Consider the following 23,494-nt stretch of genomic DNA (forward strand, 5'->3'; position numbering starts at 1 on the left):
CGTTCCGCCCGGCGGCCCCGCCTCGCGGAAGTGATTTGCCTCTGTCCGCGCTGTTGACGTAATGTTCTGTTCACCGACGCGGGGTGGAGCAGCTCGGTAGCTCGCTGGGCTCATAACCCAGAGGTCGCAGGTTCAAATCCTGTCCCCGCTACTGAAGGCCAGGGCCGGAATCCGAAAGGGTTCCGGCCCTGACGCGTATACGGCCGCTGATCGCCTGTCTCGTCCGACGGAGCACGGATCTCGTCCGCCGAGCGCGGATTCCCGTCCGTCGGAGAACAGGCCGAATCCCGCCCCTCGGGGGATGAGTAAGCGAGCGAGCCCCGGGGAAGATCACCCGCCATGGACGCGGCCCGCACAGCGAAAAGCCCCGGCACCTGTGCGGTGCCGGGGCCCCCGGGAGAGCCGTGCTTATGCCGTCGCGCAGTCCGGGCACAGCCCGCGGTACGTCACCTCGACGTCCGAGACCGTGAAGCCGAAGCGCTCCGAGGTCGGAAGGTCGGCCATCGGGTCGCCGGTCGGGTGGACGTCACGAATCGCGCCACAGCGGGCGCAGACCAGGTGGTGGTGCGGCCGGTGGGCGTTCGGGTCGTACCGCTTGGCCCGCTTGTCCGTCGCGACCTCGAGGATCTCACCGAGGGAGACCAGCTCCCCCAGCGTGTTGTAGACGGTCGCCCGGGAGATCTCGGGCAGCCTGGCGACGGCCCGCGCATGCACCTCGTCGGCCGTCAGATGGACGTGCTCACCGTCGAGGACCTCGGCCACGACACGCCGCTGCGCGGTCATTCGCCATCCGCGTCCGCGCAGCCGTTCCAACAGGTCACTCATGCAGACCAGCCTAACAGCAAGGGGACCAGGTCCCGAATGGGTGTGACTTTGGAGCTTTGCTTGACTTAGACATTGTCCATTGTAGGATCGAGATCGGCTTTGGCCAAGAGACAGGGTTGGTCAGAAACGATGCAGGAGGCGCAGTGACGCAGGGACCGCTCACGACGGAGGCCGGTGCTCCGGTAGCCGACAACCAGAACAGCGAGACCGCGGGCGTCGGCGGCCCGGTTCTCGTTCAGGACCAGCACCTCTTCGAGAAGCTGGCCCACTTCAACCGGGAGCGCATCCCGGAGCGTGTGGTGCACGCTCGTGGCGCGGGCGCCTACGGCACCTTCACGCTCACCGCCGATGTCACCCAGTACACGCGGGCCAAGTTCCTCTCCGAGGTCGGCAAGCAGACCGAGGTCTTCCTGCGCTTCTCGACCGTGGCGGGCAACCTGGGTGCCGCGGACGCCGTGCGTGACCCCCGCGGCTTCGCGCTGAAGTTCTACACCGAAGAGGGCAACTACGACCTCGTCGGCAACAACACCCCGGTGTTCTTCGTCAAGGACGCCATCAAGTTCCCCGACTTCATCCACACCCAGAAGCGCGACCCCTACACGGGTTCGCAGGAGCCGGACAACGTCTGGGACTTCTGGGGTCTGTCGCCCGAGTCCACCCACCAGGTGACCTGGCTGCACGGCGACCGCGGCATCCCGGCGTCGTACCGCCACATGAACGGCTACGGCTCGCACACCTACCAGTGGAACAACGAGGCGGGCGAGGCCTTCTGGGTCAAGTACCACTTCAAGACGGACCAGGGGATCAAGACCCTCACCAACGACGAGGCCAACAAGCTCGCCGGTGAGGACCCCGACTCCCACCAGCGCGACCTGCGCGAGGCCATCGAGCGCGGCGAGTTCCCGAGCTGGACCGTGCAGGTCCAGATCATGCCGGCGGCGGACGCGGCGTCCTACCGCTTCAACCCGTTCGACCTCACCAAGGTGTGGCCGCACGAGGACTACCCGCCGATCGAGATCGGCAAGCTGGAGCTCAACCGCAACCCGGAGAACATCTTCGCCGAGGTCGAGCAGTCGATCTTCAGCCCCGCCCACTTCGTGCCGGGCATCGGTCCCTCGCCGGACAAGATGCTCCAGGGCCGCCTCTTCGCCTACGGCGACGCCCACCGCTACCGCGTCGGCATCAACGCCGACCACCTGCCGGTGAACCGTCCGCACGCCACCGAGGCGCGCACCAACTCCCGCGACGGCTACCTGTACGACGGCCGCCACAAGGGCGCGAAGAACTACGAGCCGAACAGCTTCGGCGGCCCGTTCCAGACGGACCGTCCGCTGTGGCAGCCGTTCGACGCCTTCACGGCCGGCACCGGCACCCACGAGGCCCCGGTCCACGCCGAGGACAACGACTTCGTGCAGGCGGGCAACCTCTACCGGCTGATGTCGGAGGGTGAGAAGGAGCGCCTGATCGGCAACCTCGCGGGCGCCATCTCGAAGGTCTCGCGCGACGACATCGTCGAGCGCGCGATCAACAACTTCCGTCAGGCCGACGGAGACTTCGGCAAGCGCCTGGAGGCCGCGGTCCAGGCCCTGCGCGGCTGACCCGGGTTGGACCGCTTGTCGTAGAGGACGGGCCGGACTTCCTTGAGGGAGTCCGGCCCGTTCGTGTGCCCGCGGCCGGTCGGAGGGGTGTCCGCGGGCTGAGAGTGGCTCTACCGGGCCGCGGCGGGCACCCGCTGCCGGGCCGGGGCCCAGCAGCGGATGATGTCGCGGACCGAGACGACCCCGACCGGTTCGTCGCGGTCGAGCACGATCAGATGCCGGAAGCCGCCGTGGGCCATGGCGGCCGCGGCCTCTTCGAGGGTCCAGGTGGGCGCGGCGAAGACCACGTCTGTGGTGGTGTGGGCATCGGCCCGCTCGGTGTCGGGGTTCTGGCCGAGGCCGACGGAGTTCAGGATGTCACGTTCGGTGAGGATGCCGAGACCGCCGGCGTCCGGATCGAGGACCACGGCCGCGCCGACGCGGCGGGCCGACATCAGGGCTGCTGCCTGGCGCAGGGTGTGTGCGGGGCCGATGGTGAGGACCATCGTGCTCATGGCGTCGCGGACGAGCATGGACGAAGCCACCTCCTGGGGTGTGCGGAATGCACTGGCTCAGGGCCCCGGATCCGAAGGATGCCGCCCGCCGGAGGCGCCTGTTCCGCGCTTCACAAATTCACAAGTGGGGGATTCCCAGGGTTGCAGGCAAAGCGCGGGTCAACAAGAGGGCGCGCGTCGTGAGTTCAGGGGCGCTCGCGGTGCACAACAGCACCGCTGGCAGCACCCATGGCGGACCGACCGGCGGGACCCATGGCGGACCGGCGGCGGCAGAGACGCCTAGTAGCGGCCGCTCAGGTAGTCCAGCAGGGTGTCGTGGAGCAGCCCGTTCGACGCGGCCGCATTGCCGCTGTGCGGGCCCGGGCGGCCGTCGAGACCCGTGAAGGAGCCGCCGGCCTCGGTCACGACGATCGCGGTCGCCGCCATGTCCCACAGGGACAGCTCCGGCTCGGCGCAGATGTCCACCGAGCCCTCGGCGACCATCATGTACGGCCAGAAGTCGCCGTAGCCGCGGGTGCGCCACACCGCGCGCGTCAGGTCCAGGAAGCCGTTCAGCCGCCCCTGCTCCTCCCAGCCGGACAGCGAGGAGTACGCGAAGGAGGCGTCCGACAGCTCCGCGACGCGGGAGACCCGCAGCCGGGACGCCGAGGACAGGCTGCGGCCGGTGAACGCGCCGTGCCCCTTGGCGGCCCACCAGCGGCGGCTGAGCGCGGGCGCGGAGACGACGCCGACGACGGGCTGATAGCCCCCCTCGCCCGCCTCCATCAGGGAGATCAGGGTGGCCCAGACGGGCACGCCGCGCACGTAGTTCTTGGTGCCGTCGATCGGGTCGACGACCCAGCGGCGCGGTCCTGTGCCCTCGATGCCGTACTCCTCGCCGAGGATCGCGTCCCGCGGCCGGGCGCGCTGCAACTGGCCGCGGATCAGCTCCTCGGCGGCCTTGTCGGCCTCGCTCACCGGTGTCATGTCCGGTTTGGTCTCGACCTTGAGGTCGAGTGCCTTGAACCGGGCCATGGTCGCGGCGTCCGCGGCGTCCGCGAGCACATGCGCGAGCCGCAGGTCATCGAGATAGTCGGGCATGAACGAACCGTATCCGCCCGTTCCGGGGCAGGGCCAGACGACCCGGGGATCTTCCAGGGCTCCCCGAGGTCCAGGCCGTCCAGTGCTGCGGCCGTGCGCCGCGGTGACCGGGCGCGGTGGCGTGATCGCGGCGTGTCCGGGGCCCTGGGCGCCCCCTTGTGCCGCCGCGAACCCTTGACAGTGCTGATCCGCACGTCAAATCTGTGCGTCAGAGCCGCCGGCCCGAGGGAGGCGATGATGCCTGCAGCGCGGGAATCCCTACTGGACGCCGCCTATACGGCGCTCGCGCGGCGCCCGTGGGCCGCCGTGCGCATGGTGGACGTGGCCGCGGCGGCCGGTGTCTCCCGCCAGACCCTCTACAACGAGTTCGGCAGCAAGGAGGGGCTCGCCCGGGCCCTGGTGCGGCGGGAGGCGGACGGCTATCTCGCCGGTGTCGACCGGGCGCTGGCCGTGCACACGGACCCCCGGGAGCGGCTGGCCGCGATCGCCGAGTGGATGACCTCCGCCGCCCACGGCAACCCCCTCGTGCGCGCCATGCTCACCGGCTGCTGGAGCGAGCGGCTGCCCGCGCCGGCGCTCTCGGCCGTGCCGTCCACCTCCGCGGTGCCCGCGCAGCGCCGGGCCGACGGGCCGCTGCCGTCCCCGGCGGACTTCGTGTCCCTGGTGCGCGACCGGGCCGTCACGGCGGTGGCCGGACCGGTGCCGACCAAGGCGGAGGCGGCGGAGCTGGCGCGCGTCTGCGAAGTGGTCGTACGGCTGTCCCTGTCCTGTGTCGCGGCCCCGCCGGGGGAGGGCGGGGTCGCGGAGCTGGTGCGCCAGGCGCTGCCGCGGCCGGTGCGGTGAGGGCGCGCCCAGCGGTCCCCGCGCCCTGAACGGGGGCGTTCCTCAGTGGGCCGATCCGGACAGCTGGAGGCCGATCACACCCATGATCACCAGCGTGATCGAGACGATCTTCAGGGTCGAGACCAGGTCGCCCAGGAACACCATGCCGTAGATCGCCGTTCCCGCCGCGCCGATCCCGGTCCACACCGCGTACGCCGGGCCCACGTCCAGCTTTTTCAGGGACAGGGTGAGAAGACCGAAGCTGCCGAGGGCGAAGCAGCAGAACGCGACCGTGGGCCAGAGCCGGGTGAATCCGTGCGAGAGCTTGAGACAGACGGCGAAGCCGGTCTCCAGGAGTCCGGCCACGATGACCAGCAGCCACGCCATGTCTCGTCCTCCCGCGTCCCCACGTCGACTGCCTCGTCGGCCGGTCACGTCCGGTGCGAGTTAAGCAATTACCTGCGTGGGGTGGACGCAAACACGAGCAGGCCGGACGCGAGGGGTCCCGGGGAGGTCAGTCCCCTTCCTTCCGCTCGCGCGTGGCCAGCAGCCGGCGCAGCGAGTACAGCCGTGCCGGGTCCGCGTGCCCCTCGGCCACCCAGGTGTCCAGCGCACAGTCCGGTTCGTCGTGGCTGCACGCCCGCGGACAGCCCTCGGTGCCGGGCTCCAGGTCCGGGAAGGCGTGGACGACGCGGGAGGGGGCGATGTGCGCGAGGCCGAAGGACCGCACGCCCGGGGTGTCGATCACCCAGCCGTCGCGGCCGTCGCCGAGGGGCAGCGCGAGCGCCGACGTGGTGGTGTGCCGCCCACGGCCCGTGACCGCGTTGACATGGCCCGTCGTGCGCCGCCGGTCCTTGGGCACCAGCGCGTTGACCAGCGTCGTCTTGCCCACACCGGAGTGCCCGACGAAAGCCGTGACCTTGCCGTCCAGATGCTCGCGCACCCGGTCCGCCGCGCCGCCGCTCTCCAGCTCCTCGCGGCTGGTGACTACGTACGGTATGTCCAGTGCCCCGTACAGCTCCAGGAGCTTGTCGGGCGGGGCGAGGTCGGACTTCGTCATCACCAGGAGCGGTTCGAGGCCGCCGTCGTAGGCGGCGACCAGACAGCGGTCGATCAGCCGCGGGCGCGGCTCCGGGTTGGCGAGCGCGGTGACGATGGCCAGCTGGTCGGCGTTGGCGACGACCACGCGCTCGTACGGATCGTCGTCGTCCGCCGTACGGCGCAGGACGGATGAGCGTTCCTCGATGCGGACGATACGGGCGAGGGTGTCCTTGGTGCCGGACAGATCGCCGACCAGGGCGACGCGGTCGCCGACCACCGCCGCCTTGCGGCCGAGTTCCCGGGCTTTCATCGCGACGACCGCACGGCCGTCGACGAGACAGGTCAGCCGGCCGCGGTCGACGGTGAGGACCATGCCCTCCGCCGCGTCCTCGTGCTTGGGGCGGATGTGTGTACGCGGCCGGTTGCCCTTGCGGTTCGGGCGGCTGCGGATGTCGTCCTCGTCGGTGTGCTTGCCGTAGCGGCGCATGATCTCGGTCCGCCCGTCAGTTCCCGAGCATCCCGGCCCACAGGTCGGGGAAGTCCGGCAGGGTCTTGGCCGTCGTCGCCACGTTCTCGATCTGCACGCCGTCGACCGCGAGGCCGATGACGGCGCCCGCCGTGGCCATCCGGTGGTCGTCGTAGGTGTGGAAGACGCCGCCGTGCAGGGGGCGCGGGCGGATGTGCAGTCCGTCGGCGGTCTCGGTGACGTCGCCGCCCAGCTCGTTGATCTCCTTGGTGAGCGCGGCCAGCCGGTCCGTCTCGTGGAGCCGCAGATGGGCCACCCCGCGCAGGGTCGACGGGGAGTCGGCGAGGGCGGCGACCGCCGCGATGCCCGGGGTCAGCTCGCCGACCTCGCTCAGGTCCACATCAATCCCGTGGAGGGCACCCGAACCGGTGAATTCGAGGCCGCGCTCGGTCAGCTCGCAGGCGCCGCCCATCTCGGTGAAGATCTCGCGCAGCCGGTCGCCGGGCTGGGTCGTGCGGGCCGGCCAGTCCGGGATGACGACCTTGCCGCCCGTGACCAGCGCGGCCGCGAGGAACGGCTGAGCGTTGGACAGATCCGGCTCGACGGTCAGATCCCGGCCCAGCAGGGCGCCCGGCGTGACCCGCCAGACGTTCGGCTCGCCGCCCGACTCCGGGGTGTCCACCTGTGCGCCCACCGCGCGCAGCATGTCCACGGTCATACGGATGTGCGGCATGGAGGGCAGCGTCGAGCCGGTGTGGCGGACCTCGACGCCCTGGTTGAAGCGCGGCGCGGACAGCAGCAGGGCACTGACGAACTGGGACGAGGAGGACGCGTCGACGGACACCGGGCCGCCGTCCAGCGCGCCCCCGCCGTGCACGGTCAGCGGCAGGGCGCCGCGGCCGTCGTCGTCGATGCGGGCGCCGAGGACGCGCAGGGCGTCGATCACGCCGTTCAGGGGGCGCTCGTACGAGCGCGGGTCGCCGTCGAAGCGGACGGGGCCGTCGGCGAGCGCGGCCACCGGGGGCAGGAAGCGCATCACGGTGCCGGCGTTGCCGACGTCGACCGTGGCCGGGCCGTGCAGCGCGGCCGGAATGATCCGCCAGGTCTCGCCGGAGCCGTCGGGACCGACCCCCTCCTCGATGCCGACGCCCAGCGCGCGCAGGGCGCCGGCCATGAGCAGGGTGTCGCGCGAGCGCAGGGGGCGGCGCAGCCAGCCCGGCTCGGAGGCGAGCGCGGCGAGGACGAGGGCACGGTTGGTGACCGACTTGGACCCGGGCACGTGGACCGTCGCGTCGACGCCTCCGCTCGCGTGCGGGGCGGTCCAGAGGGCGGTGTGCGCGGGGTTCACGGTCATGCGCCCCACTGTAGTGGCTGGGCCAGTCCGTAGATCTTGATCAAAAACGGCGAAACCGGAGCGAAACCCTGGTCTGGTAGTGGCCCGGAACGTGCAGGTGCGGTCCGTCAGAGCCGCAGCAGCCACTGTGCGCCGCCCATCAGCGAGCACAGCGACACCACGTGGAACAGGAAGAGCCACATCGCCGCCGGTACATGGGTGAGCCGGGACAGCTGGTCCGCGTCCGAGTCCCCGGCGCCCCCGCGCGAGCGCTTCGCCTGGAGCTCGAAGGCCGGGCGTACGCCGCCGAGCAGCAGGAACCACACCCCCGCGTACGCGAACGCCGCCTGCACCTGGGGACCGGCCAGCCAGGACACCAGCAGGAAGGTGCCGCCGGTGAGGACCACGGTCAGCACCCCGTACGCGTTGCGGATCATCACCAGCATGATCAGCAGCAGTGCGGTGGCCAGCCACAGCAGCAGGGTGATGTGCCCGGCGGCGAGCAGCGCCGCGCCGCCCAGACCGAGCAGCGGGGGAGCGGTGTAGCCCGCGGCGGCGGTGAGGATCATGCCGATGCCGTACGGCTTGCCACGGCTGACGGTGAGGCCGCTGGTGTCGGAGTGGAGCCGGATGCCCGTGAGCGTACGGCCGGTCAGCAGCGCGATCAGTCCGTGGCCGCCCTCGTGCGCGATGGTGATGGCGTTGCGTGCGATCCGCCAGGCGCCCCGCGGGGCGACCACGGCGAGCGCGGCGACCAGGGTGGCGATCACCACCCACAGATCGGGATCGGGCTGGCTGCCGAAGATCCGGTCCCACAGGTCGGGGAGGGCGCTCAGGGAGGTGGAGGCGAGGCTGTCCATTGCGGTGAGTGGCTCCTGGCTGTGGGCGGATCTGGCAGGGTGGCACGTATGTGCGGACGGTATGCAGCGAGTCGCAGGCCCGAGGATCTCGTAGAAACCTTTGACATCGAGAAGTGGGAGCCCGAGGAGGCTCTGGCACCCGACTACAACGTGGCCCCGACCAAGCAGGTCTACGCGATCCTTGACCGTCCCCTGAAGGACGCCGACGAGAAACGGCCGGTTCGCCAGTTGCGCAGGCTCACCTGGGGCCTCGTCCCGTCCTGGGCCAAGTCGCCCGAGGGCGGCGCGCGGATGATCAACGCACGCGCGGAGACGGTGCACGAGAAGCCGTCCTACCGCCGCGCCTTCGCCGCCCGCCGCTGCATCGTCCCCGCCGACGGCTACTACGAGTGGGTCACCGGCACCCAGGAGCGCGACCTGGAGGTCGAGGGCCGGAAGAAGCGGCCGCGCAAGCAGCCGTACTTCGTGCTGCCCGCCGACGGCTCGGTCTTCGCGATGGCCGGTCTCTACGAGTTCTGGCGGGACCGCACGCTGCCCGACGACCACCCGCGCGCCTGGTGGGTGACCTGCTCGGTGATCACGACGGAGGCGGAGACCACCCCGCTGGCCATGGCCCCCGCCGACGGACCGGGCTCGCTGGCCGAGATCCACCCGCGCATGCCCCTGATGCTCACCCCCGACCGCTGGGACGCCTGGCTGGATCCCGCCCGTACCGACCCGGACGATCTGCGCTCCCTGCTCCAGGCGCCGCCCACCGGTCTGATGCGCGCCTACCCGGTCTCCACGGCGGTCAGCAGCGTCCGCAACAACGGCCCGGAGCTGCTGAAGGAGCTGGAGGCCCCGGAGGAGGGCACACTCTTCTGACGTGTCCCGAGGGGACGCGGGACCGAGGCGGACAGGCCGCGCAGGGCGGCCGGAGGGCGGCGGACGTGACGGATGACGCGACGCAGAGCGTGGAGACCGAGGCCGGTACGGCCCGTGTCACCTGGCACCGGGCGCGCAAGGCCGCGCTGGTGCTCGCTCTCGGCCATGGCGCCGGGGGCGGCGTCGAGGCGCGCGACCTCCAGGCGCTCGCCCGGGTCCTGCCCGCGCACGGGGTGACCGTGGCGCTGGTCGAGCAGCCCTGGCGCGTCGCCGGCAAGAAGGTGGCCCCCGGGCCGAAGGCGCTGGACGTGGGCTGGCACGGGGTGTGGCCCGCCTTTGCGGAGCCCGGGCTGCCCGTGATCGCCGGCGGGCGCAGCGCCGGGGCCCGGGTCGCCTGCCGCACGGCCGTCGATCTCGGCGCCGTCGCGGTCCTCGCGCTGAGCTTCCCGCTCCACCCGCCGGGCCGGCCCGAGAAGTCCCGCGCCGACGAGCTGCTGGGGGCGGGTGTGCCCACTCTGGTGGTCCAGGGCGGCCGGGACCCCTTCGGCAGGCCGGAGGAGTTCCCGCAGGGCTCCTACGGGATCGTCGAGGTGCCGTACGCCGATCACGGCTTCGCGGTCCCCAGGCGCGCGGAGATCGGCCAGGAGCAGGCGCTGGAGATCATCACCGACGCCGTGACGAAGTGGGCCATGTCACTCGCGTCGTCCGGGTGACGCCCGGGAATGTTGCGGGGCGGACCACTGTTGTGCGGAATCAGACAGCACCGGCCGTGCTGCACCGCACGACGAGAGGAAGTCCGCCGCATGGGTTCGACCATCTGCCCGAGCCGCAGCAGCAGCGTTGACCTGGAGTGGACGGTGCTGCACGCGTCGAAGGCCGCCTCTGTTCAGGCGGCGGCGAGCAAGGGTGTTCGTCTATCCTCCGAACTCAGTGGGACCGGTTTCGGTCCTGCCACGTCGCTGGAGGAGGTGGGTCCGGTCACCGGTACCGACGCAGGGACCGAACACGGCCAGGCGGAGCAGCCCGAGGGCCGGGGAACGAGCGCGGAGTCGTCCTCCGCGCGCAGCGCGCGCTTCGAGCGGGACGCGCTGGAATTCCTCGACCAGATGTACTCCGCCGCGCTGCGCATGACGCGCAACCCGGCGGACGCCGAGGACCTGGTGCAGGAGACCTACGCGAAGGCGTACGCGTCGTTCCACCAGTTCCGCGAGGGCACCAACCTGAAGGCCTGGCTGTACCGGATCCTCACCAACACGTTCATCAACTCGTACCGCAAGAAGCAGCGCGAACCCCAGCGCAGCGCGGCCGACGAGATCGAGGACTGGCAGCTGGCGCGCGCCGAGTCGCACATGTCGACCGGTCTGCGCTCCGCCGAGTCGCAGGCGCTCGACCACCTGCCCGACTCGGACGTCAAGGAGGCGCTGCAGGCGATCCCCGAGGAATTCCGCATCGCCGTCTATCTCGCTGACGTAGAGGGCTTTGCGTACAAGGAGATCGCGGACATCATGGGGACACCCATCGGTACGGTGATGTCCCGGCTTCACCGGGGCCGCCGTCAACTGCGCGGCATGCTCGAGGACTACGCCCGCGAGCGCGGGCTGGTCCCGGCCGGCGCCGGAGAGTCGGACGAAGCGAAAGGCTCGGGCTCATGAGCTGCGGAGAGCCGCACGAGACGGACTGCACTGAGGTCCTCGACCATCTCTACGAGTTTCTCGACCGTGAGATGCCGGACGTGGACCGCACGAAGATCCAGCACCACTTCGAGGAGTGCTCGCCGTGCCTCGAGAAGTACGGTCTGGAGCAGGCCGTGAAGAAGCTGGTCAAGCGGTGCTGCGGCCATGACGACGTGCCGAGCGACCTTCGGGCGAAGGTCATGGGCCGCATCGAGCTGATCCGCTCGGGTCAGACGGTGCCCGAGCACGATGTGACGGCGACGCAACGGGAGTCCTGAACTCCTGACCGCGAGAGTCCTTGAACCCTCATTCGAGGCAGCGGTCAATCCTTGACGGCTCGTCACTCGAACGTGCTAATCCGTGGGTCATAGGCCCACGGATTCCCCTCAAAGCCACCCTTCTGGGCTGCGCTCCCCTCTAGGCTCCCGAGCCTGAACAGGGCATGACCGGATCCATTCGGTCCGGGACAACGGCGCGGCTTCGGGGGAGGTACGTCATGGGGCCGGTCCGGCCGTCGGCAGTCGTGTACGTCGGCTGTGCCGTCCTCGGCGCCCTGGTGTGTCTGGCCCCTCTGCCGGACCTCTCGGTCTCCTGGTGGGCGGTCGCGCTGCTCGCCGCGCTCTACGTCGGCTGCGAGCGACTGCCGCTCCCCCGGGCCCTCGGCCGCACCCGAGCCGGACGGACCACCCCCGCGCCCCCCGGCGGCCACCGGGCCCCGGAGGGCATGGGCACCTTCTACCCCGTGCTTCTCGCCGGGGCGTTTCTGCTGCCGCCCGCAGCCGCCGCGCTCGTACCGCTGCCGGGTGCCCTGGGGGCCCATGGCGCCGAACGGCCGTCCTGGCCGCGCCGCGCCTGGCGGGCCGCACGGCTCTCCCTCGCCGTGTGGGCCGCGTCCCGCGTCCACCGGTCCCTCGGCGGCCACACCGCGATGACCGGCCCCCACTTCCCGCACGCCCTGCTGGCCGCCGCGGCCGCCGTCGTGGCGTTCTGCCTGGTGCTCACCGCCCTCGACGGCGGCATCCTGGCGCTCGGCGTGGGAGAACCGCCCGCGCCCTCACGCCGGCGGGGCCGGACACCGGCGCGCACCGCCTGGCGCGGGCTGTTCCTGCGCTCCCTCGCGCCCGTCGCCGTGCACGGGCTCGCCGGGCTGATGATGGCGGTGCTGTGGCGCAGCCCCTACGGGCCGGTGACCGCACTGCTCGTGCTGCTGCCCATGTACGTCTCCTGCTGGGTCTTCGCCCAGTACCACCGGGAACGGGCCGCGCACCAGGCGACGATCCGCGCGCTCGTCCAGGCCGTCGACCTCAAGGACGGCTACACCCGCGGCCACAGCGAACGCGTCGGACAGGCCTCCATGATGATCGCGCGCGAACTCGGCCTGGACGACCACCGGGTGGAGGTGCTGCGGTTCGCCGGGATCCTGCACGACGTGGGCAAACTCGGCGTGCCGACCCGGCTGTTGCGCAAGGACGGACCGCTCACCCCCGAGGAGCGCCGGATCATCGAGCTGCACCCGGAGTACGGCCATGAGATCGTCCGCGGCATCGGGTTCCTCGGCGAGGCACGGTCCGCGATCCTCCATCACCACGAGCGGCTCGACGGCACCGGATACCCGTACGGGCTGAGGGGCGGCCAGATCCCGGAGTCCGCACGGGTGGTCGCGGTCGCCGACGCCTTCGACGCGATGACGTCGACCCGCTCCTACAGCCGCGCCCGGCCCGTCGCGGCGGCACTGGAGGAACTGCGGCGGTGCGCGGGCGCGCAGTTCGACCCGGCGATGGTGCACGCGCTGATCCGCGCGCTGGAGCGCTGGGGGCGCCCCGGCTCGGACGAGGCCGGGAACGGCCAGGGCTGGTACCCGGCGGTGACCGCCGACGAGCAGCACCGCAACGGGCGGCCCGGGAACCTACCACCGTCGGCCCTGCCCGCGGCCGGTCAGCCGGCCGGGCGGGGGCACGGCGGGGGCGGCGCATGACCGCAGGCCGCCTCCCTCTCGTCCTCGCCCACACGACCGCCGCGCTGCTCGCCGCCGGCTGTCTCGGCCTGACCCTCTGGCACGGCCTGGAGGAACCCGTCGCCGCCCTGGCCTTCGGCGTGCTCATCGCCGTGGGGGAGCTGTCCCGGTGGAGCGGCAGCGACGAGCGGGAGCCCGCACCCCTCGGCGCGGCCGGGGCGCTGTCCTACGCCCTGCTCGGGCAGATCGCCGGGCGGCCCACCCACCACGGGGTGCCGCAGGTCGTCACCGTGGTCCTCGCGGCCGCCCTCGTCGGCTGTGTCCCGCACACGGCCCGGGGCCGCGGCTCCACCGCCGATCACCTCACCCGCCGCCTGCTGACCGTGGGCTTCGCCGCCCTCTGCTTCCAGCCGGTCTACCGCCAGGCGGGACCGCACGGCTGGGGCGGGCCCGCGTACACCCTGCTGGTCGTCTCCTTGCTGGTGCTCACCACCCTGTGCGACGCCGTGCTCGCCGCCGCCCTGGCGCACTCCCGCACCCGCTGGCCGTTCGGGCCGCTGCTGCGGGACGAACTGCGCGCCAGGCTCGGCATCGGCTCCACCGTCTGCGCGACCGGCGCCGTGATGTCGCCGGCCGTGGCGGTGGTGGGCCTGTGGGCGCTGCCCGTGTTCTCGCTGCCGCTGCTGCTCACCCAGCTCTCCTACCGGCGTTACGCGGCCGTGCGCACCACCTACCGGCAGACCATCGCCTCCCTGGCGCGCGCCACCGAGATCGCCGGGTACACGCCACCCGGGCACGCCCGCCGGGTCGCCGCGCTCAGCCGGGCCGTCGGCCGTGAGCTGGGCCTGAGCGAGCCCGAGCTCACCGTGCTGGAGCATGCGGCGCTCATGCACGACATCGGGCAGCTCAGCCTCGTCGACCCGGTGCCGGCGGGCGCCACCGCCGCGCTGCCCACCGAGGAACAGCGGCGCATCGCGCTCCTCGGCGGCGCCGTCGTCCGGCAGACCGGGGTGGACGCCGAGGTCGCGGTCGTCGTGGAGCGGCAGGCGGACCCCTACCGGGACCAGCCGGTCAGCGCCAGGATCGTCCGGGCCGTGAACGCCTACGAGGAGATGGCGCGCGAGGAGGCGGGTCCGGGGGGACCTCTCAGCGCGCTGGAGCGGCTGCGGCTCGCCGGTGCGCGCGACTACCAGCCCGAGGTCGTGGAGTCACTCGCGAGGGTGTTGCAGAGAGACGGTCTGACCTTGCCGAGAGCGGGGTAACCCATGGGTAATGAGCGCCCGTCCGGCGGTACGTGGTTGGATGCGAGGAGAGGGTGTTCGGGGGCACTGCTCGCGCGTGACCCCGCAAACGGCAGGGAACCGGCAGGCGGGAATCGCAAGGGACTGGCAGGCGGGAATCGTGAGGATCTTCGGGAAGGGACGACACCGGCCCTCCGCCTCCTGGCGGCAGGCCACCGACCGCGCGTTCACGCTGATCGGCGACGGCCGGTACGAGGACGCGGGCGCGCTGCTGACCCGCGCCGCGGACCTGGAGCCGTGGCTCTCGGAGTCCTGGTTCAACCTCGCCCTGCTGCACAAGTTCCGCCACGACTGGGAGCAGGCGCGCGCGGCCGGGCTGCGCGCCGTGGCCCTGCTCGACCGGGAGACTGGCGCACCGGACTGGTGGAACGTGGGCATCGCGGCCACCGCCCTGCAGGACTGGCCGCTGGCGCGCCGCGCCTGGCAGGCCTACGGGCTGCGGGTGCCCGGCGGGGCCACCGTGTCCGCCGAGCCCGCCGGGATGGATCTGGGCAGTGCAGCCGTACGGCTGTCGCCGGAGGGCGAGGCCGAGGTCGTGTGGGGACGCCGGCTGGATCCCTCACGGATCGAGGTGCTGTCCATCCCGCTGCCGTCCTCCGGACGCCGCTGGGGCGAGGTCGTGCTGCACGACGGGGTGCCCCACGGGGAGCGCACCACGAGCGCCGGGCACGCCTATCCCGTGTTCGACGAGATCGAGCTGTGGGCGCCCTCGCCGGTGCCCACCTGGGTCGTGCTGCTGGAGGCCGCGACCGAGGACGACCGGGACGCCCTGGAGCAGCTGGCCGCCGACGCCGGTTTCGCCGCCGAGGACTGGTCCTCGTCGGTGCGGCTGCTGTGCCGTGCGTGCTCCGAGTCCCGGATGCCGTCCGACGAGGGCGACGGCGAGCATCTCGATCCGCACGACCACAGCGAGCCCGGGCATCCGGGACCGCTCGGGCACCGCACGAACGGGCAGCTGTGGGTGCCGGAGCGGGAGTGCGGCATCGCGGCGCCCGACTCGCTGGTGCGCGGTCTGCTCGACGGCTGGGTGGCGGACAGCCCGGACTCCCGGGACTGGCGGGATCTCGAAGAGGTCTGCTGACCAGCGGCTCGGCCCGGGCAATCCCGGGGAAGCACCCGGGCGTGCCCCGTAGTCTGTACTGGCAGGATTTTTCATGGTTGCAGGAAGGCGTACGTCGGTCATGGCGCAGCAGGACACCGATCAGCAGCACGCGGGCGTGCTCCCCGTGGACGACGAGGGCTTCGTCATCGACACCGAGGACACCGAGGAGCGTGAGGCGGCCTGGCGCGAGCGCGGCACCTCGCGGCCGATCACGGTCGTCGGGAACCCGGTGCTGCACAAGGAGTGCAAGGACGTCACCGAATTCGGCGCGGAGCTGGACCAGCTGGTCGCGGACATGTTCGCCAGCCAGCGCACGGCCGAGGGTGTGGGCCTGGCCGCCAACCAGATCGGCGTCGACCTGAAGGTCTTCGTCTACGACTGTCAGGACGACGAGGGTGTCCGGCACGTCGGCGTCGTCTGCAACCCCAAGCTCGTCGACCTGCCCGCCGACCGCCGCCGCCTCGACGACAGCAACGAGGGCTGCCTGTCCGTCCCGACCGCGTACGCGCCGCTCGCCCGGCCCGACTACGCCGAGGTGACCGGCCAGGACGAGAAAGGCAACCCGATCAAGGTACGCGGTACGGGCTACTTCGCCCGGTGTTTGCAGCACGAGACGGACCATCTGTACGGCTACCTGTACATCGACCGGCTGTCCAAGCGCGAGCGCAAGGACGCGCTGCGGCAGATGGCCGAGAACGAGCCCCGCTACCCCGTGGTGGCCAACGACTGAGGTCCCTCACCGACGCGACGCCTGGCCGGGCACTGCTCCCGGCCAGGCGTCGCTCATGTGTGCGTCGCACATTCGATCCTGTGTACGTCTGAACTGACCCATATTCAGTCACACAAGGGATATTCTCGGCACGGTCGGAGATGGGTGGGCCAAATCCGTTCCCAGACCGGTCAGTTGTGGTGCTGAATGGAAAGCGCGGGGATACGCAACGGCGCGCGCCCGGCACGGCGGGAGGGGCGTGACGCCAACCGGCGGCTGAGAGGGGTTTGTTCGTGCCAGCTTTCCCACACAGCACTTCACCGACGACGGTCGCGGTCGCGGTTCCACCGGCGCTCTGCTTGCCGGTCATCGAGACCGCGTTTCCCCGTCGACTGCACCCGTATTGGCCCCGTCTGCAGGAGAAGACACGTTCCTGGCTGCTGGAAAAGCGGCTGATGCCGGCGGACAAGGTCGAGGAACACGCCGACGGGCTCCGTTACACCGACCTCATGGCGGGCTACTACATCGGGGCGCCCGACCAGGCCCTGCAGGCGATAGCCGACTACAGTGCGTGGTTCTTCGTCTGGGACGACCGCCACGACCGTGACATCGTCCACCACCGGCCGGGCGCCTGGCGGAAGCTGAGGCTCCAGCTCCATGCGGCCCTGGACGCACCCGGGCACCATCTGCACCACTCCGATCCCCTGGTCGCAGGGTTCGCGGACAGTGTGGGACGCCTGTACGCGTTCCTGGGCGAGCGGTGGAACGCGCGCTTCGCCCGGCACTTCCACGCGGTGATCGAGGCGTACGACCGGGAGTTCCGCAACCGCACCCGCGGGACCGTCCCGACGGTCGAGGCCTACCTGGAGCTGAGGCGGCTGACCTTCGCGCACTGGATCTGGACCGATCTGCTGGAACTCGGCGCGGGATACGAACTGCCGGACGCCGTTCGGAAACACCCCTCATATCGGCGGGCGGCACTGCTCAGTCAGGAATTCGCCGCCTGGTACAACGATCTGTGCTCGCTTCCCAAGGAAATCGCGGGGGACGAGGTCCACAATCTGGGGATCAGTCTCGTCCATCACGAGGGGCTGACGCTCGAGGAAGCCATCGGAGACATGCGCCGGCGGATCGAGGAATGCATATCCGGTTTCCTCGCCGCCGAAAAACAGGCACTAAGGTTCGCTGATTCCCTCGCGGTCGTGTCCGTGGAGGGAAAGGAACTGAGCGATGCCGTGAAGGCGATCGTCGCAAACATGCGGAACTGGTTCAGCGCCGTCTACTGGTTCCATCATGAGTCCGGCCGCTACCGGGTCGACAGTTGGGACGACCGCTCGACACCCCCGTACGTCGACAACGAAGCGGCAGGTGAGAAATGACCCTGGAATCGGTCGGATCGAAGGCGCCCGAGGCGCCGGCGCCCCCGCGTGTCGCCCCGCTCGCCGCGGGCGGCGTCCCCCTTCTCGGCCACGGCTTGCAACTCTTCCGCGACCCGCTCGGCTTTCTGGGCCGGCTGCGCGACGACGGCGGTGTCGTCCGGCTGAGGCTCGGGCCCAAGACGGTGTACGCGGTCACCACCCCCGCGCTCGCCGGGGCCCTCGCGCTCAGCACCGACTTCCAGATCGGCGGCCCGCTGTGGGAGTCCCTGGAGGACCTGCTCGGCAAGGAGGGCGTCGCCACCAGCAACGGTCCGCTGCACCAGCGCCAGCGACGCGCCATGCAACCCGCCTTCCGGCAGGAGGCCGTCCCCGGCTACGGGCCGGTCATGGCCGAGGAGGCGCGCGCGCTCGTGGAGCGCTGGCGGTCCGGCACGACCATCGACGTCACGACGGAGTCGTTCCGTGTGGCCGTGCGCATCGCCGCCCGCTGTCTGATGGGGGGCACCTACATGGACGAGCGGGCCGACCGCATCTGCGCCGCGCTCGCCACCCTCTTCAGCGGCATGTACCAGCGCATGGTGATACCGGTCGGACCGCTGTACCGCCTGCCGGTTCCGGCCAACCGCGCATTCAACCGGGCACTGGCCGATTTGCATCTCCTGGTCGATGAGATCGTCGCCGCCCGCCAGGCGTCCGGTGTAAAGCCGAACGATTTGCTCATGGCTTTGCTGGACGCGAAGGACCACGACGGTGAGCCCATTGGGGAACAGGAGATCCACGACCAGGTCGTCGCCATAGTCACGGCCGGGAGTGAAACAGTGGGCTCCATGGTCATGTCGCTTCTCCAGGTGCTCACGGATCACCCGGAACAGGGGGACAAGATCCGTGACGAAGTGAAAGCCGTGACGGGCGGCCGACCCGTCGCATTCGAGGACATCCGGAATCTGACGTACACCGCCAATGTCATCGTCGAGACAATGCGGCTGCGCCCCGCCGTATGGATTCTGACGCGGCGGGCCGTGACCGAGACCCAGCTCGGCGGGTATCGCATTCCGGCCGGGGCGGACGTCGTGTACAGCCCCTACGCGATCCAGCACGACGCGCGCTCCTACGAGGAGCCGGAGCTGTTCGACCCCCACCGCTGGCTCCCGGAGCGCGCCAAGGGCGTCCCGAAGTACGCGATGACCCCGTTCGGGGTCGGCAACCGGAAGTGCCCCGGGGACCACTTCTCGATGGCCGAACTCACCCTGATCATGGCGGAGCTGGCGTCCGCTTACCGTTTCGAGGAGGCGCCCGGGTCCGACCCGAGGCTCCGCATCGGCATCACCCTCCGCCCGCGCAGGCTGCTGCTCAGGGCGCTGCCGAGGTGACCTTCCGGGCGCACGTTCAGGCGGCCTCGGGGCCCCTGAACGTGCGCCGGTAGGCGGCCGGCGTCGTCCCCAGCGCGCGCCCGAACTGATGGCGCAGCGCCGCCGCCGTGCCGAATCCGGTGCGGTCGGCGATCGCGTCCATCGTCTCGTCGGTCCGCTCCAGCAACTCCTGGGCCAGCAGGACCCGTTGTCGCAGGATCCAGCGGTACGGCGTGGTGCCGGTCTCCTGCTGGAAGCGGCGGGCGAAGGTGCGCGGGGACATGTGCGCGCGGGCGGCCAGCTGCTCGACGGTCACCTCCTGGTCGAGATGGCGCTCCATCCACACCAGCACCTCCGCGACCGTGTCGCACTGCGACCGCGGCAGCGGCCGCTCGATGTACTGGGCCTGGCCGCCGTCGCGGTGCGGCGGCACCACCATCCGCCGGGCGATCCTGTTGGCCACCTCGGGCCCCTGCTCCTTGCGCACGATGTGCAGACAGGCGTCGATCCCGGCGGCGGTACCCGCGGAGGTGATCACCGGGTCCTCGTCGACGTAGAGCACGTCCGGCTCGACGACCGCCCGGGGGAAGCGGCGCCCGAGGGCGTCGGCGTGCCGCCAGTGCACCGCGCACCGCCGCCCGTCCAGCAGTCCGGCCGCCCCCAGCACGAAGACGCCGGAACAGACGCTGAGCACCCGGGTGCCGCGTGCGACGGCCCGGCGCAGCGCGTCCAGCAGTTCCGGCGGATACTCCCGGGTCGCATAGGTGTCACCGGCCGGCACGGCGATCAGATCGGCCTCCTCCAGCCGCTCCAGTCCGTGGGGCGTGGACACGGTGAATCCGCAGTGGGTGCCCAGCGTGGGCGTCTCGGCAGAGGCGACCGCGAAGTCGTACACGGGCAGGCCCTCGTCGCTGCGGTCGATGCCGAACACCTCGCACACGACGCCGAGTTCGAAGGGATGCACGCCGTCGAGGAGGACGGCGACGACGTTCTTCAGCATGCTGCCAGTGTGCCCGGGAAGTGGCAGCAATTCGAGGGTGGAGGGCAGTACTGCCACTGTCAGGAGCGTCGACCGTGAACGACAGTTACCGTATGAACGCATTCACGGGATACGCGACCGTCCTGCTCCTCCTCCTTCTGTCGGCCGGACCGGCGCTCGTAGGTCTGCTCCACGAGCGCCGGATCGACCGTCAACTGCGCGCAGCCGAGGTTCAGAAGTCCTCGTCGAGGTCGACGGTGCCCTCCACCGCCACCTGGTACGCCGAGGGGCGCCGCTCGAAGAAGTTGGTCAGCTCCTGAACACCCTGCAGCTCCATGAAGGCGAAGGGGTTCTCCGAGCCGTACACCGGGGCGAAGCCGAGGCGGGTGAGGCGCTGGTCGGCGACACACTCCAGGTACTGGCGCATCGAGTCGGTGTTCATGCCGGGCAGGCCGTCACCGCACAGGTCCCGGGCGAACTGCAGCTCGGCCTCCACGGCCTCCCGCAGCATGTCGATGACCTGCTGCTGGAGCTCGTCGTCGAAGAGCTCCGGTTCCTCCTTGCGGACCGTGTCCACGACGTCGAAGGCGAACGACATGTGCATCGTCTCGTCCCGGAACACCCAGTTGGTGCCGGTGGCCAGGCCGTGCAGCAGACCCCGGCTGCGGAACCAGTAGACGTACGCGAAGGCGCCGTAGAAGAACAGGCCCTCGATGCACGCGGCGAAGCAGATGAGGTTGAGCAGGAAGCGGCGTCGGTCGGCCTTCGTCTCCAGCCGGTCCAGGTTCTCCACCGAGTCCATCCACTTGAAGCAGAACTCGGCCTTCTCCCGGATGGACGGGATGTTCTCCACGGCCGCGAAGGCGGCGGTGCGGTCCTCCGGGTCGGGGAGGTAGGTGTCCAGCAGCGTCAGATAGAACTGGACGTGCACGGCCTCCTCGAACAGCTGGCGCGACAGATACAGGCGCGCCTCCGGGGAGTTGATGTGCTTGTACAGCGTCAGCACCAGGTTGTTCGCGACGATCGAGTCGCCCGTCGCGAAGAAGGCCACCAGACGGCCGATGAGGTGCTGCTCGGCCGGCGTCAGCTTGGCGAGGTCGGCGACGTCCGAGTGGAGGTCGACCTCCTCCACGGTCCAGGTGTTCTTGATGGCGTCCCGGTAGCGCTCGTAGAAGTCGGGGTAGCGCATCGGGCGCAGGGTCAGTTCGAAGCCCGGGTCGAGAAGGTTCTGGTTACGGGTCATTACTGGCAGGCCTCGCAGGACTCGGGGTTCTCAAGGGAGCAGGCGACCGCGTCGGGGTCGGCGACCTGCTGCGCGGGGATGGTTGCTGGGGTCTGCGCCTGGGCCGCGCGGGCGATCCGGGTCGCCGGGCGCGAGCGCAGGTAGTACGTCGTCTTCAGACCCTGCTTCCAGGCGTACGCGTACATCGAGGAGAGCTTGCCGATGGTCGGCGTCTCCATGAACAGGTTCAGGGACTGCGACTGGTCCAGGAACGGGGTGCGGGCCGCGGCCATGTCGATGAGCCCGCGCTGCGGGATCTCCCAGGCCGTGCGGTACAGCGCCCGGACGTCCTCGGGGATCCACGCGAAGCCCTGCACCGAGCCGCCTGAGTCGCGCAGCGCCTCACGGGTGCGTGCGTCCCAGACGCCGAGCTCCTTCAGGTCCTGCACCAGGTACGAGTTGACCTGGAGGAACTCACCGGACAGCGTCTCGCGCTTGAACAGGTTGGAGACCTGCGGCTCGATGCACTCGTACACGCCTGCGATGGAGGCGATGGTCGCGGTCGGGGCGATCGCGAGGAGCAGCGAGTTGCGCATGCCGACCGCGGCGATCCGCTCGCGCAGGGCCGCCCAGCGCTCGGGCCAGGACAACTCGGCGTCGTAGTGGTCGGGGTGCAGGACACCCTGGGCCGTACGGGTCTTCTCCCAGGCGGGCAGCGCGCCGTTGCGCTCGGCGAGGTCGGCGGAGGCCTCGTACGCGGCGAGCATGATGCGCTCGGCGATCCGCGTGGACAGCGCCTTGGCCTCGGGCGAGTCGAAGGGCAGGCGCAGCTTGAAGAAGACGTCCTGCAGACCCATCGCGCCCAGGCCCACCGGGCGCCACTTGGCGTTGGAGCGGCCGGCCTGCTCGGTGGGGTAGAAGTTGATGTCGACGACGCGGTCGAGGAAGGTGACGGCGGTGCGGACCGTCTCGTCCAGGCGCTTCCAGTCGATGTCCCCGTCGCTCACGAAGGCACCGAGGTTGACCGAACCCAGGTTGCAGACCGCGGTCTCGCCGTCGTCCGTGACCTCCAGGATCTCCGTGCAGAGGTTGGAGGAGTGGACGACATGGCCCGCGGTCGCCGTCTGGTTGGCCGTGCGGTTGGCGGCGTCCTTGAAGGTCATCCAGCCGTTGCCGGTCTGCGCGAGGGTGCGCATCATGCGGCCGTACAGGTCACGGGCGGAAATGGTCCGCTTCGCGAGCCCCGCGGCCTCGGCCTCGCGGTAGGCGGCGTCGAACTCCTCGCCCCACAGGTCGACCAGCTCCGGCACGTCCGCCGGGGAGAACAGCGACCACTGCTCGTCGGCGTTGACCCGGCGCATGAACTCGTCCGGGATCCAGTGCGCGAGGTTGAGGTTGTGCGTACGCCGGGCGTCCTCACCGGTGTTGTCGCGCAGCTCCAGGAACTCCTCGATGTCGGAGTGCCAGGTCTCCAGATAGACCGCGGCCGCGCCCTTGCGCCGGCCGCCCTGGTTCACGGCGGCGACGGAGGCGTCCAGGGTCTTCAGGAAGGGGACGATGCCGTTGGAGTGCCCGTTCGTGCCGCGGATCAGCGAACCGCGGGAGCGCACGCGGGAGTAGGCGATGCCGATGCCGCCGGCGTGCTTGGAGAGGCGGGCGACCTGGTGGTAGCGGTCGTAGATGGAGTCCAGCTCGTCCAGCGGGGAGTCGAGCAGATAGCAGGACGACATCTGCGGGTGGCGCGTACCGGAGTTGAACAGCGTGGGGGAGGAGGGAAGGTAGTCGAGGCGGCTCATGAGCCCGTAGAGCGCCGCGACCTCGTCCATCGCGCGGGCGCTGTCGTCCTCGGCGAGACCGGCCGCGACCCGCAGCATGAAGTGCTGGGGCGTCTCGATGACCTGACGGGTGATCGGGTGGCGCAGCAGATAGCGGCTGTGCAGGGTGCGCAGCCCGAAGTAGCCGAAGCGGTTGTCGGCGGCGGGGTCTACGAGGGCGTCCAGCCGGGCGGCGTACCGGTGCACGAAAGCGGCGGTCCGGTCGGCGATCAGGCCCTCCCGGTGCCCGACGGCGACGGACTCGGTGAACGACGTGACGCCCTGGGAGGCGGCCTCGGCGTGGACGGAGATCGTCAGCAGCCGGGCGGCCAGCCGGGAGTAGGCGGGGTCCTCGGAGATGAGACCGGCGGCCGCCTCCGTGGCCAGCTCGCGCAGTTCCGCGGCGATGCCGGAGTCCGTGCGCGCCGACCGGCCGCGCAGCGCGGCGGCGGCGACCCGGCCGGGGTCGGCGTCGGGGAGGTCGGCGGTCAGTTCCATCAGGGTCCGCAGCAGCGCGGCACCGGGACCGTCGGTCTCCTCGGTCACCGCGGACGACACCGAAGCCGGTGTCGCTGAAGCCGGGTCGGCTGGCGCGATGGTCACGTGGGGCTCTCCCTCGCTCGGCTCGG

22 protein-coding genes and 1 tRNA gene are annotated in these 23,494 nt (G+C 70.9%); 13 read left to right on the forward strand and 10 right to left on the reverse strand.

Annotated features, from left to right (window positions below; all coding sequences use genetic code 11):
* Positions 1–77: 77 nt before the first annotated feature.
* Positions 78–151, forward strand: a tRNA-Met gene (locus tag ACFYX0_RS22275).
* Positions 152–408: 257 nt separating this feature from the next.
* Here the strand turns inward: ACFYX0_RS22275 and ACFYX0_RS22280 are convergent.
* Positions 409–825 (reverse strand): Fur family transcriptional regulator, encoded by a 417-nt coding sequence (locus ACFYX0_RS22280; RefSeq protein ID WP_355911166.1) that lies wholly within the window; start codon positions 823–825, stop codon positions 409–411.
* Positions 826–968: 143 nt separating this feature from the next.
* Between ACFYX0_RS22280 and ACFYX0_RS22285 the strand changes: the two genes are divergently transcribed.
* On the forward strand, positions 969–2,423 hold the full coding sequence (locus ACFYX0_RS22285) for a catalase (RefSeq protein ID WP_388972523.1): 1,455 nt from the start codon (positions 969–971) through the stop codon (positions 2,421–2,423).
* Between the two features lie 110 nt (positions 2,424–2,533).
* Here ACFYX0_RS22285 and ACFYX0_RS22290 read toward each other — a convergent pair whose 3' ends face one another.
* Together ACFYX0_RS22290 and hisN are read right to left on the reverse strand one after the other, a co-directional pair.
* The gene (locus ACFYX0_RS22290; RefSeq protein WP_311692928.1) at positions 2,534–2,935 is read right to left on the reverse strand and encodes a CBS domain-containing protein; all 402 of its coding nucleotides are present in this window, start codon (positions 2,933–2,935) and stop codon (positions 2,534–2,536) included.
* Positions 2,936–3,196: 261 nt separating this feature from the next.
* The gene (gene hisN / locus ACFYX0_RS22295; RefSeq protein WP_355911172.1) at positions 3,197–3,997 is read right to left on the reverse strand and encodes a histidinol-phosphatase; all 801 of its coding nucleotides are present in this window, start codon (positions 3,995–3,997) and stop codon (positions 3,197–3,199) included.
* A gap of 237 nt (positions 3,998–4,234) precedes the next feature.
* Here hisN and ACFYX0_RS22300 point away from each other — a divergent pair, with 237 nt between their 5' ends.
* Entirely contained in the window at positions 4,235–4,840 is a 606-nt protein-coding gene (locus ACFYX0_RS22300) for a TetR/AcrR family transcriptional regulator (protein ID WP_388972599.1), read from the forward strand.
* Positions 4,841–4,882: 42 nt separating this feature from the next.
* Here ACFYX0_RS22300 and ACFYX0_RS22305 read toward each other — a convergent pair whose 3' ends face one another.
* From ACFYX0_RS22305 to ACFYX0_RS22320, 4 genes are all read right to left on the reverse strand, one after another.
* A complete protein-coding gene (locus tag ACFYX0_RS22305; RefSeq protein WP_355911175.1) occupies positions 4,883–5,206 on the reverse strand; it encodes a multidrug efflux SMR transporter in 324 nt (107 codons plus the stop codon).
* Between the two features lie 127 nt (positions 5,207–5,333).
* Positions 5,334–6,347 carry a ribosome small subunit-dependent GTPase A gene (gene rsgA, locus ACFYX0_RS22310; RefSeq protein ID WP_388972525.1) on the reverse strand — a complete coding sequence of 338 codons (1,014 nt, stop codon included), beginning with the start codon at positions 6,345–6,347 and terminating at the stop codon, positions 5,334–5,336.
* A gap of 16 nt (positions 6,348–6,363) precedes the next feature.
* Positions 6,364–7,680, reverse strand: coding sequence for a 3-phosphoshikimate 1-carboxyvinyltransferase (gene aroA / locus ACFYX0_RS22315; RefSeq protein WP_388972527.1), 1,317 nt, complete (start codon positions 7,678–7,680; stop codon positions 6,364–6,366).
* Between the two features lie 107 nt (positions 7,681–7,787).
* On the reverse strand, positions 7,788–8,519 hold the full coding sequence (locus ACFYX0_RS22320) for a M50 family metallopeptidase (RefSeq protein ID WP_388972529.1): 732 nt from the start codon (positions 8,517–8,519) through the stop codon (positions 7,788–7,790).
* Between the two features lie 48 nt (positions 8,520–8,567).
* Here ACFYX0_RS22320 and ACFYX0_RS22325 point away from each other — a divergent pair, with 48 nt between their 5' ends.
* The 10 genes from ACFYX0_RS22325 to ACFYX0_RS22370 all read left to right on the forward strand — a co-directional run bounded on the left by ACFYX0_RS22325 (position 8,568) and on the right by ACFYX0_RS22370 (position 18,871).
* Positions 8,568–9,383: an SOS response-associated peptidase gene (locus tag ACFYX0_RS22325; RefSeq protein ID WP_388972531.1), complete on the forward strand. Its 816-nt coding sequence runs from the start codon at positions 8,568–8,570 to the stop codon at positions 9,381–9,383.
* Positions 9,384–9,448: 65 nt separating this feature from the next.
* Positions 9,449–10,096, forward strand: coding sequence for an alpha/beta family hydrolase (locus tag ACFYX0_RS22330; RefSeq protein WP_388972533.1), 648 nt, complete (start codon positions 9,449–9,451; stop codon positions 10,094–10,096).
* Positions 10,097–10,351: 255 nt separating this feature from the next.
* Positions 10,352–11,035 (forward strand): RNA polymerase sigma factor SigR, encoded by a 684-nt coding sequence (gene sigR, locus ACFYX0_RS22335; RefSeq protein ID WP_311693176.1) that lies wholly within the window; start codon positions 10,352–10,354, stop codon positions 11,033–11,035.
* Positions 11,032–11,334: a mycothiol system anti-sigma-R factor gene (rsrA, locus tag ACFYX0_RS22340; protein ID WP_311692913.1), complete on the forward strand. Its 303-nt coding sequence runs from the start codon at positions 11,032–11,034 to the stop codon at positions 11,332–11,334. The genes sigR and rsrA overlap by 4 nt, the downstream gene beginning before the upstream one ends.
* Before the next feature lie 218 nt (positions 11,335–11,552).
* Complete coding sequence (locus ACFYX0_RS22345) at positions 11,553–13,031, forward strand: HD-GYP domain-containing protein (RefSeq protein WP_388972534.1); 1,479 nt, start codon at positions 11,553–11,555, stop codon at positions 13,029–13,031.
* Positions 13,028–14,272, forward strand: coding sequence for an HD-GYP domain-containing protein (locus ACFYX0_RS22350; protein ID WP_388972536.1), 1,245 nt, complete (start codon positions 13,028–13,030; stop codon positions 14,270–14,272). The genes ACFYX0_RS22345 and ACFYX0_RS22350 overlap by 4 nt, the downstream gene beginning before the upstream one ends.
* A gap of 139 nt (positions 14,273–14,411) precedes the next feature.
* Positions 14,412–15,392, forward strand: a complete 981-nt coding sequence (locus ACFYX0_RS22355; protein WP_311692907.1) for a hypothetical protein — start codon at positions 14,412–14,414, stop codon at positions 15,390–15,392.
* A gap of 100 nt (positions 15,393–15,492) precedes the next feature.
* Positions 15,493–16,143 (forward strand): peptide deformylase, encoded by a 651-nt coding sequence (gene def / locus ACFYX0_RS22360; RefSeq protein WP_388972538.1) that lies wholly within the window; start codon positions 15,493–15,495, stop codon positions 16,141–16,143.
* A 272-nt stretch (positions 16,144–16,415) separates the two neighbouring features.
* Positions 16,416–17,501 (forward strand): epi-isozizaene synthase, encoded by a 1,086-nt coding sequence (gene cyc1 / locus ACFYX0_RS22365; protein ID WP_388972540.1) that lies wholly within the window; start codon positions 16,416–16,418, stop codon positions 17,499–17,501.
* On the forward strand, positions 17,498–18,871 hold the full coding sequence (locus tag ACFYX0_RS22370; protein ID WP_388972542.1) for a cytochrome P450: 1,374 nt from the start codon (positions 17,498–17,500) through the stop codon (positions 18,869–18,871). Before cyc1 ends, ACFYX0_RS22370 begins: the two co-directional genes overlap by 4 nt.
* Positions 18,872–18,887: 16 nt before the next feature.
* Here ACFYX0_RS22370 and ACFYX0_RS22375 read toward each other — a convergent pair whose 3' ends face one another.
* From ACFYX0_RS22375 to ACFYX0_RS22385, 3 genes are all read right to left on the reverse strand, one after another.
* Positions 18,888–19,850 (reverse strand): GlxA family transcriptional regulator, encoded by a 963-nt coding sequence (locus ACFYX0_RS22375; RefSeq protein ID WP_388972544.1) that lies wholly within the window; start codon positions 19,848–19,850, stop codon positions 18,888–18,890.
* 211 nt (positions 19,851–20,061) lie between these two features.
* A complete protein-coding gene (locus tag ACFYX0_RS22380; RefSeq protein WP_388972546.1) occupies positions 20,062–21,072 on the reverse strand; it encodes a ribonucleotide-diphosphate reductase subunit beta in 1,011 nt (336 codons plus the stop codon).
* Positions 21,072–23,468 carry a ribonucleoside-diphosphate reductase subunit alpha gene (locus ACFYX0_RS22385; protein WP_388972549.1) on the reverse strand — a complete coding sequence of 799 codons (2,397 nt, stop codon included), beginning with the start codon at positions 23,466–23,468 and terminating at the stop codon, positions 21,072–21,074. The genes ACFYX0_RS22380 and ACFYX0_RS22385 overlap by 1 nt, the downstream gene beginning before the upstream one ends.
* Between the last annotated feature and the right edge of the window lie 26 nt (positions 23,469–23,494).

Source organism: Streptomyces sp. NPDC002573, assembly GCF_042889625.1.
Lineage (GTDB): Bacteria > Actinomycetota > Actinomycetes > Streptomycetales > Streptomycetaceae > Streptomyces > Streptomyces gibsoniae.

Excerpts from the sequence above, each read along its gene's own strand:
- ACFYX0_RS22345 (WP_388972534.1), top strand. The coding sequence starts at position 11,553 with ATGGGGCCGGTCCGGCCGTCGGCAGTCGTGTACGTCGGCTGTGCCGTC.
- rsrA (WP_311692913.1), top strand. The coding sequence starts at position 11,032 with ATGAGCTGCGGAGAGCCGCACGAGACGGACTGCACTGAGGTCCTCGAC.
- ACFYX0_RS22370 (WP_388972542.1), top strand. The coding sequence starts at position 17,498 with ATGACCCTGGAATCGGTCGGATCGAAGGCGCCCGAGGCGCCGGCGCCC.
- ACFYX0_RS22375 (WP_388972544.1), bottom strand. The coding sequence starts at position 19,850 with ATGCTGAAGAACGTCGTCGCCGTCCTCCTCGACGGCGTGCATCCCTTC.
- def (WP_388972538.1), top strand. The coding sequence starts at position 15,493 with ATGGCGCAGCAGGACACCGATCAGCAGCACGCGGGCGTGCTCCCCGTG.
- hisN (WP_355911172.1), bottom strand. The coding sequence starts at position 3,997 with ATGCCCGACTATCTCGATGACCTGCGGCTCGCGCATGTGCTCGCGGAC.
- ACFYX0_RS22305 (WP_355911175.1), bottom strand. The coding sequence starts at position 5,206 with ATGGCGTGGCTGCTGGTCATCGTGGCCGGACTCCTGGAGACCGGCTTC.
- aroA (WP_388972527.1), bottom strand. The coding sequence starts at position 7,680 with ATGACCGTGAACCCCGCGCACACCGCCCTCTGGACCGCCCCGCACGCG.
- ACFYX0_RS22380 (WP_388972546.1), bottom strand. The coding sequence starts at position 21,072 with ATGACCCGTAACCAGAACCTTCTCGACCCGGGCTTCGAACTGACCCTG.
- ACFYX0_RS22350 (WP_388972536.1), top strand. The coding sequence starts at position 13,028 with ATGACCGCAGGCCGCCTCCCTCTCGTCCTCGCCCACACGACCGCCGCG.
- ACFYX0_RS22300 (WP_388972599.1), top strand. The coding sequence starts at position 4,235 with ATGCCTGCAGCGCGGGAATCCCTACTGGACGCCGCCTATACGGCGCTC.
- ACFYX0_RS22280 (WP_355911166.1), bottom strand. The coding sequence starts at position 825 with ATGAGTGACCTGTTGGAACGGCTGCGCGGACGCGGATGGCGAATGACC.
- ACFYX0_RS22320 (WP_388972529.1), bottom strand. The coding sequence starts at position 8,519 with ATGGACAGCCTCGCCTCCACCTCCCTGAGCGCCCTCCCCGACCTGTGG.
- rsgA (WP_388972525.1), bottom strand. The coding sequence starts at position 6,347 with ATGCGCCGCTACGGCAAGCACACCGACGAGGACGACATCCGCAGCCGC.
- ACFYX0_RS22325 (WP_388972531.1), top strand. The coding sequence starts at position 8,568 with ATGTGCGGACGGTATGCAGCGAGTCGCAGGCCCGAGGATCTCGTAGAA.
- ACFYX0_RS22290 (WP_311692928.1), bottom strand. The coding sequence starts at position 2,935 with ATGCTCGTCCGCGACGCCATGAGCACGATGGTCCTCACCATCGGCCCC.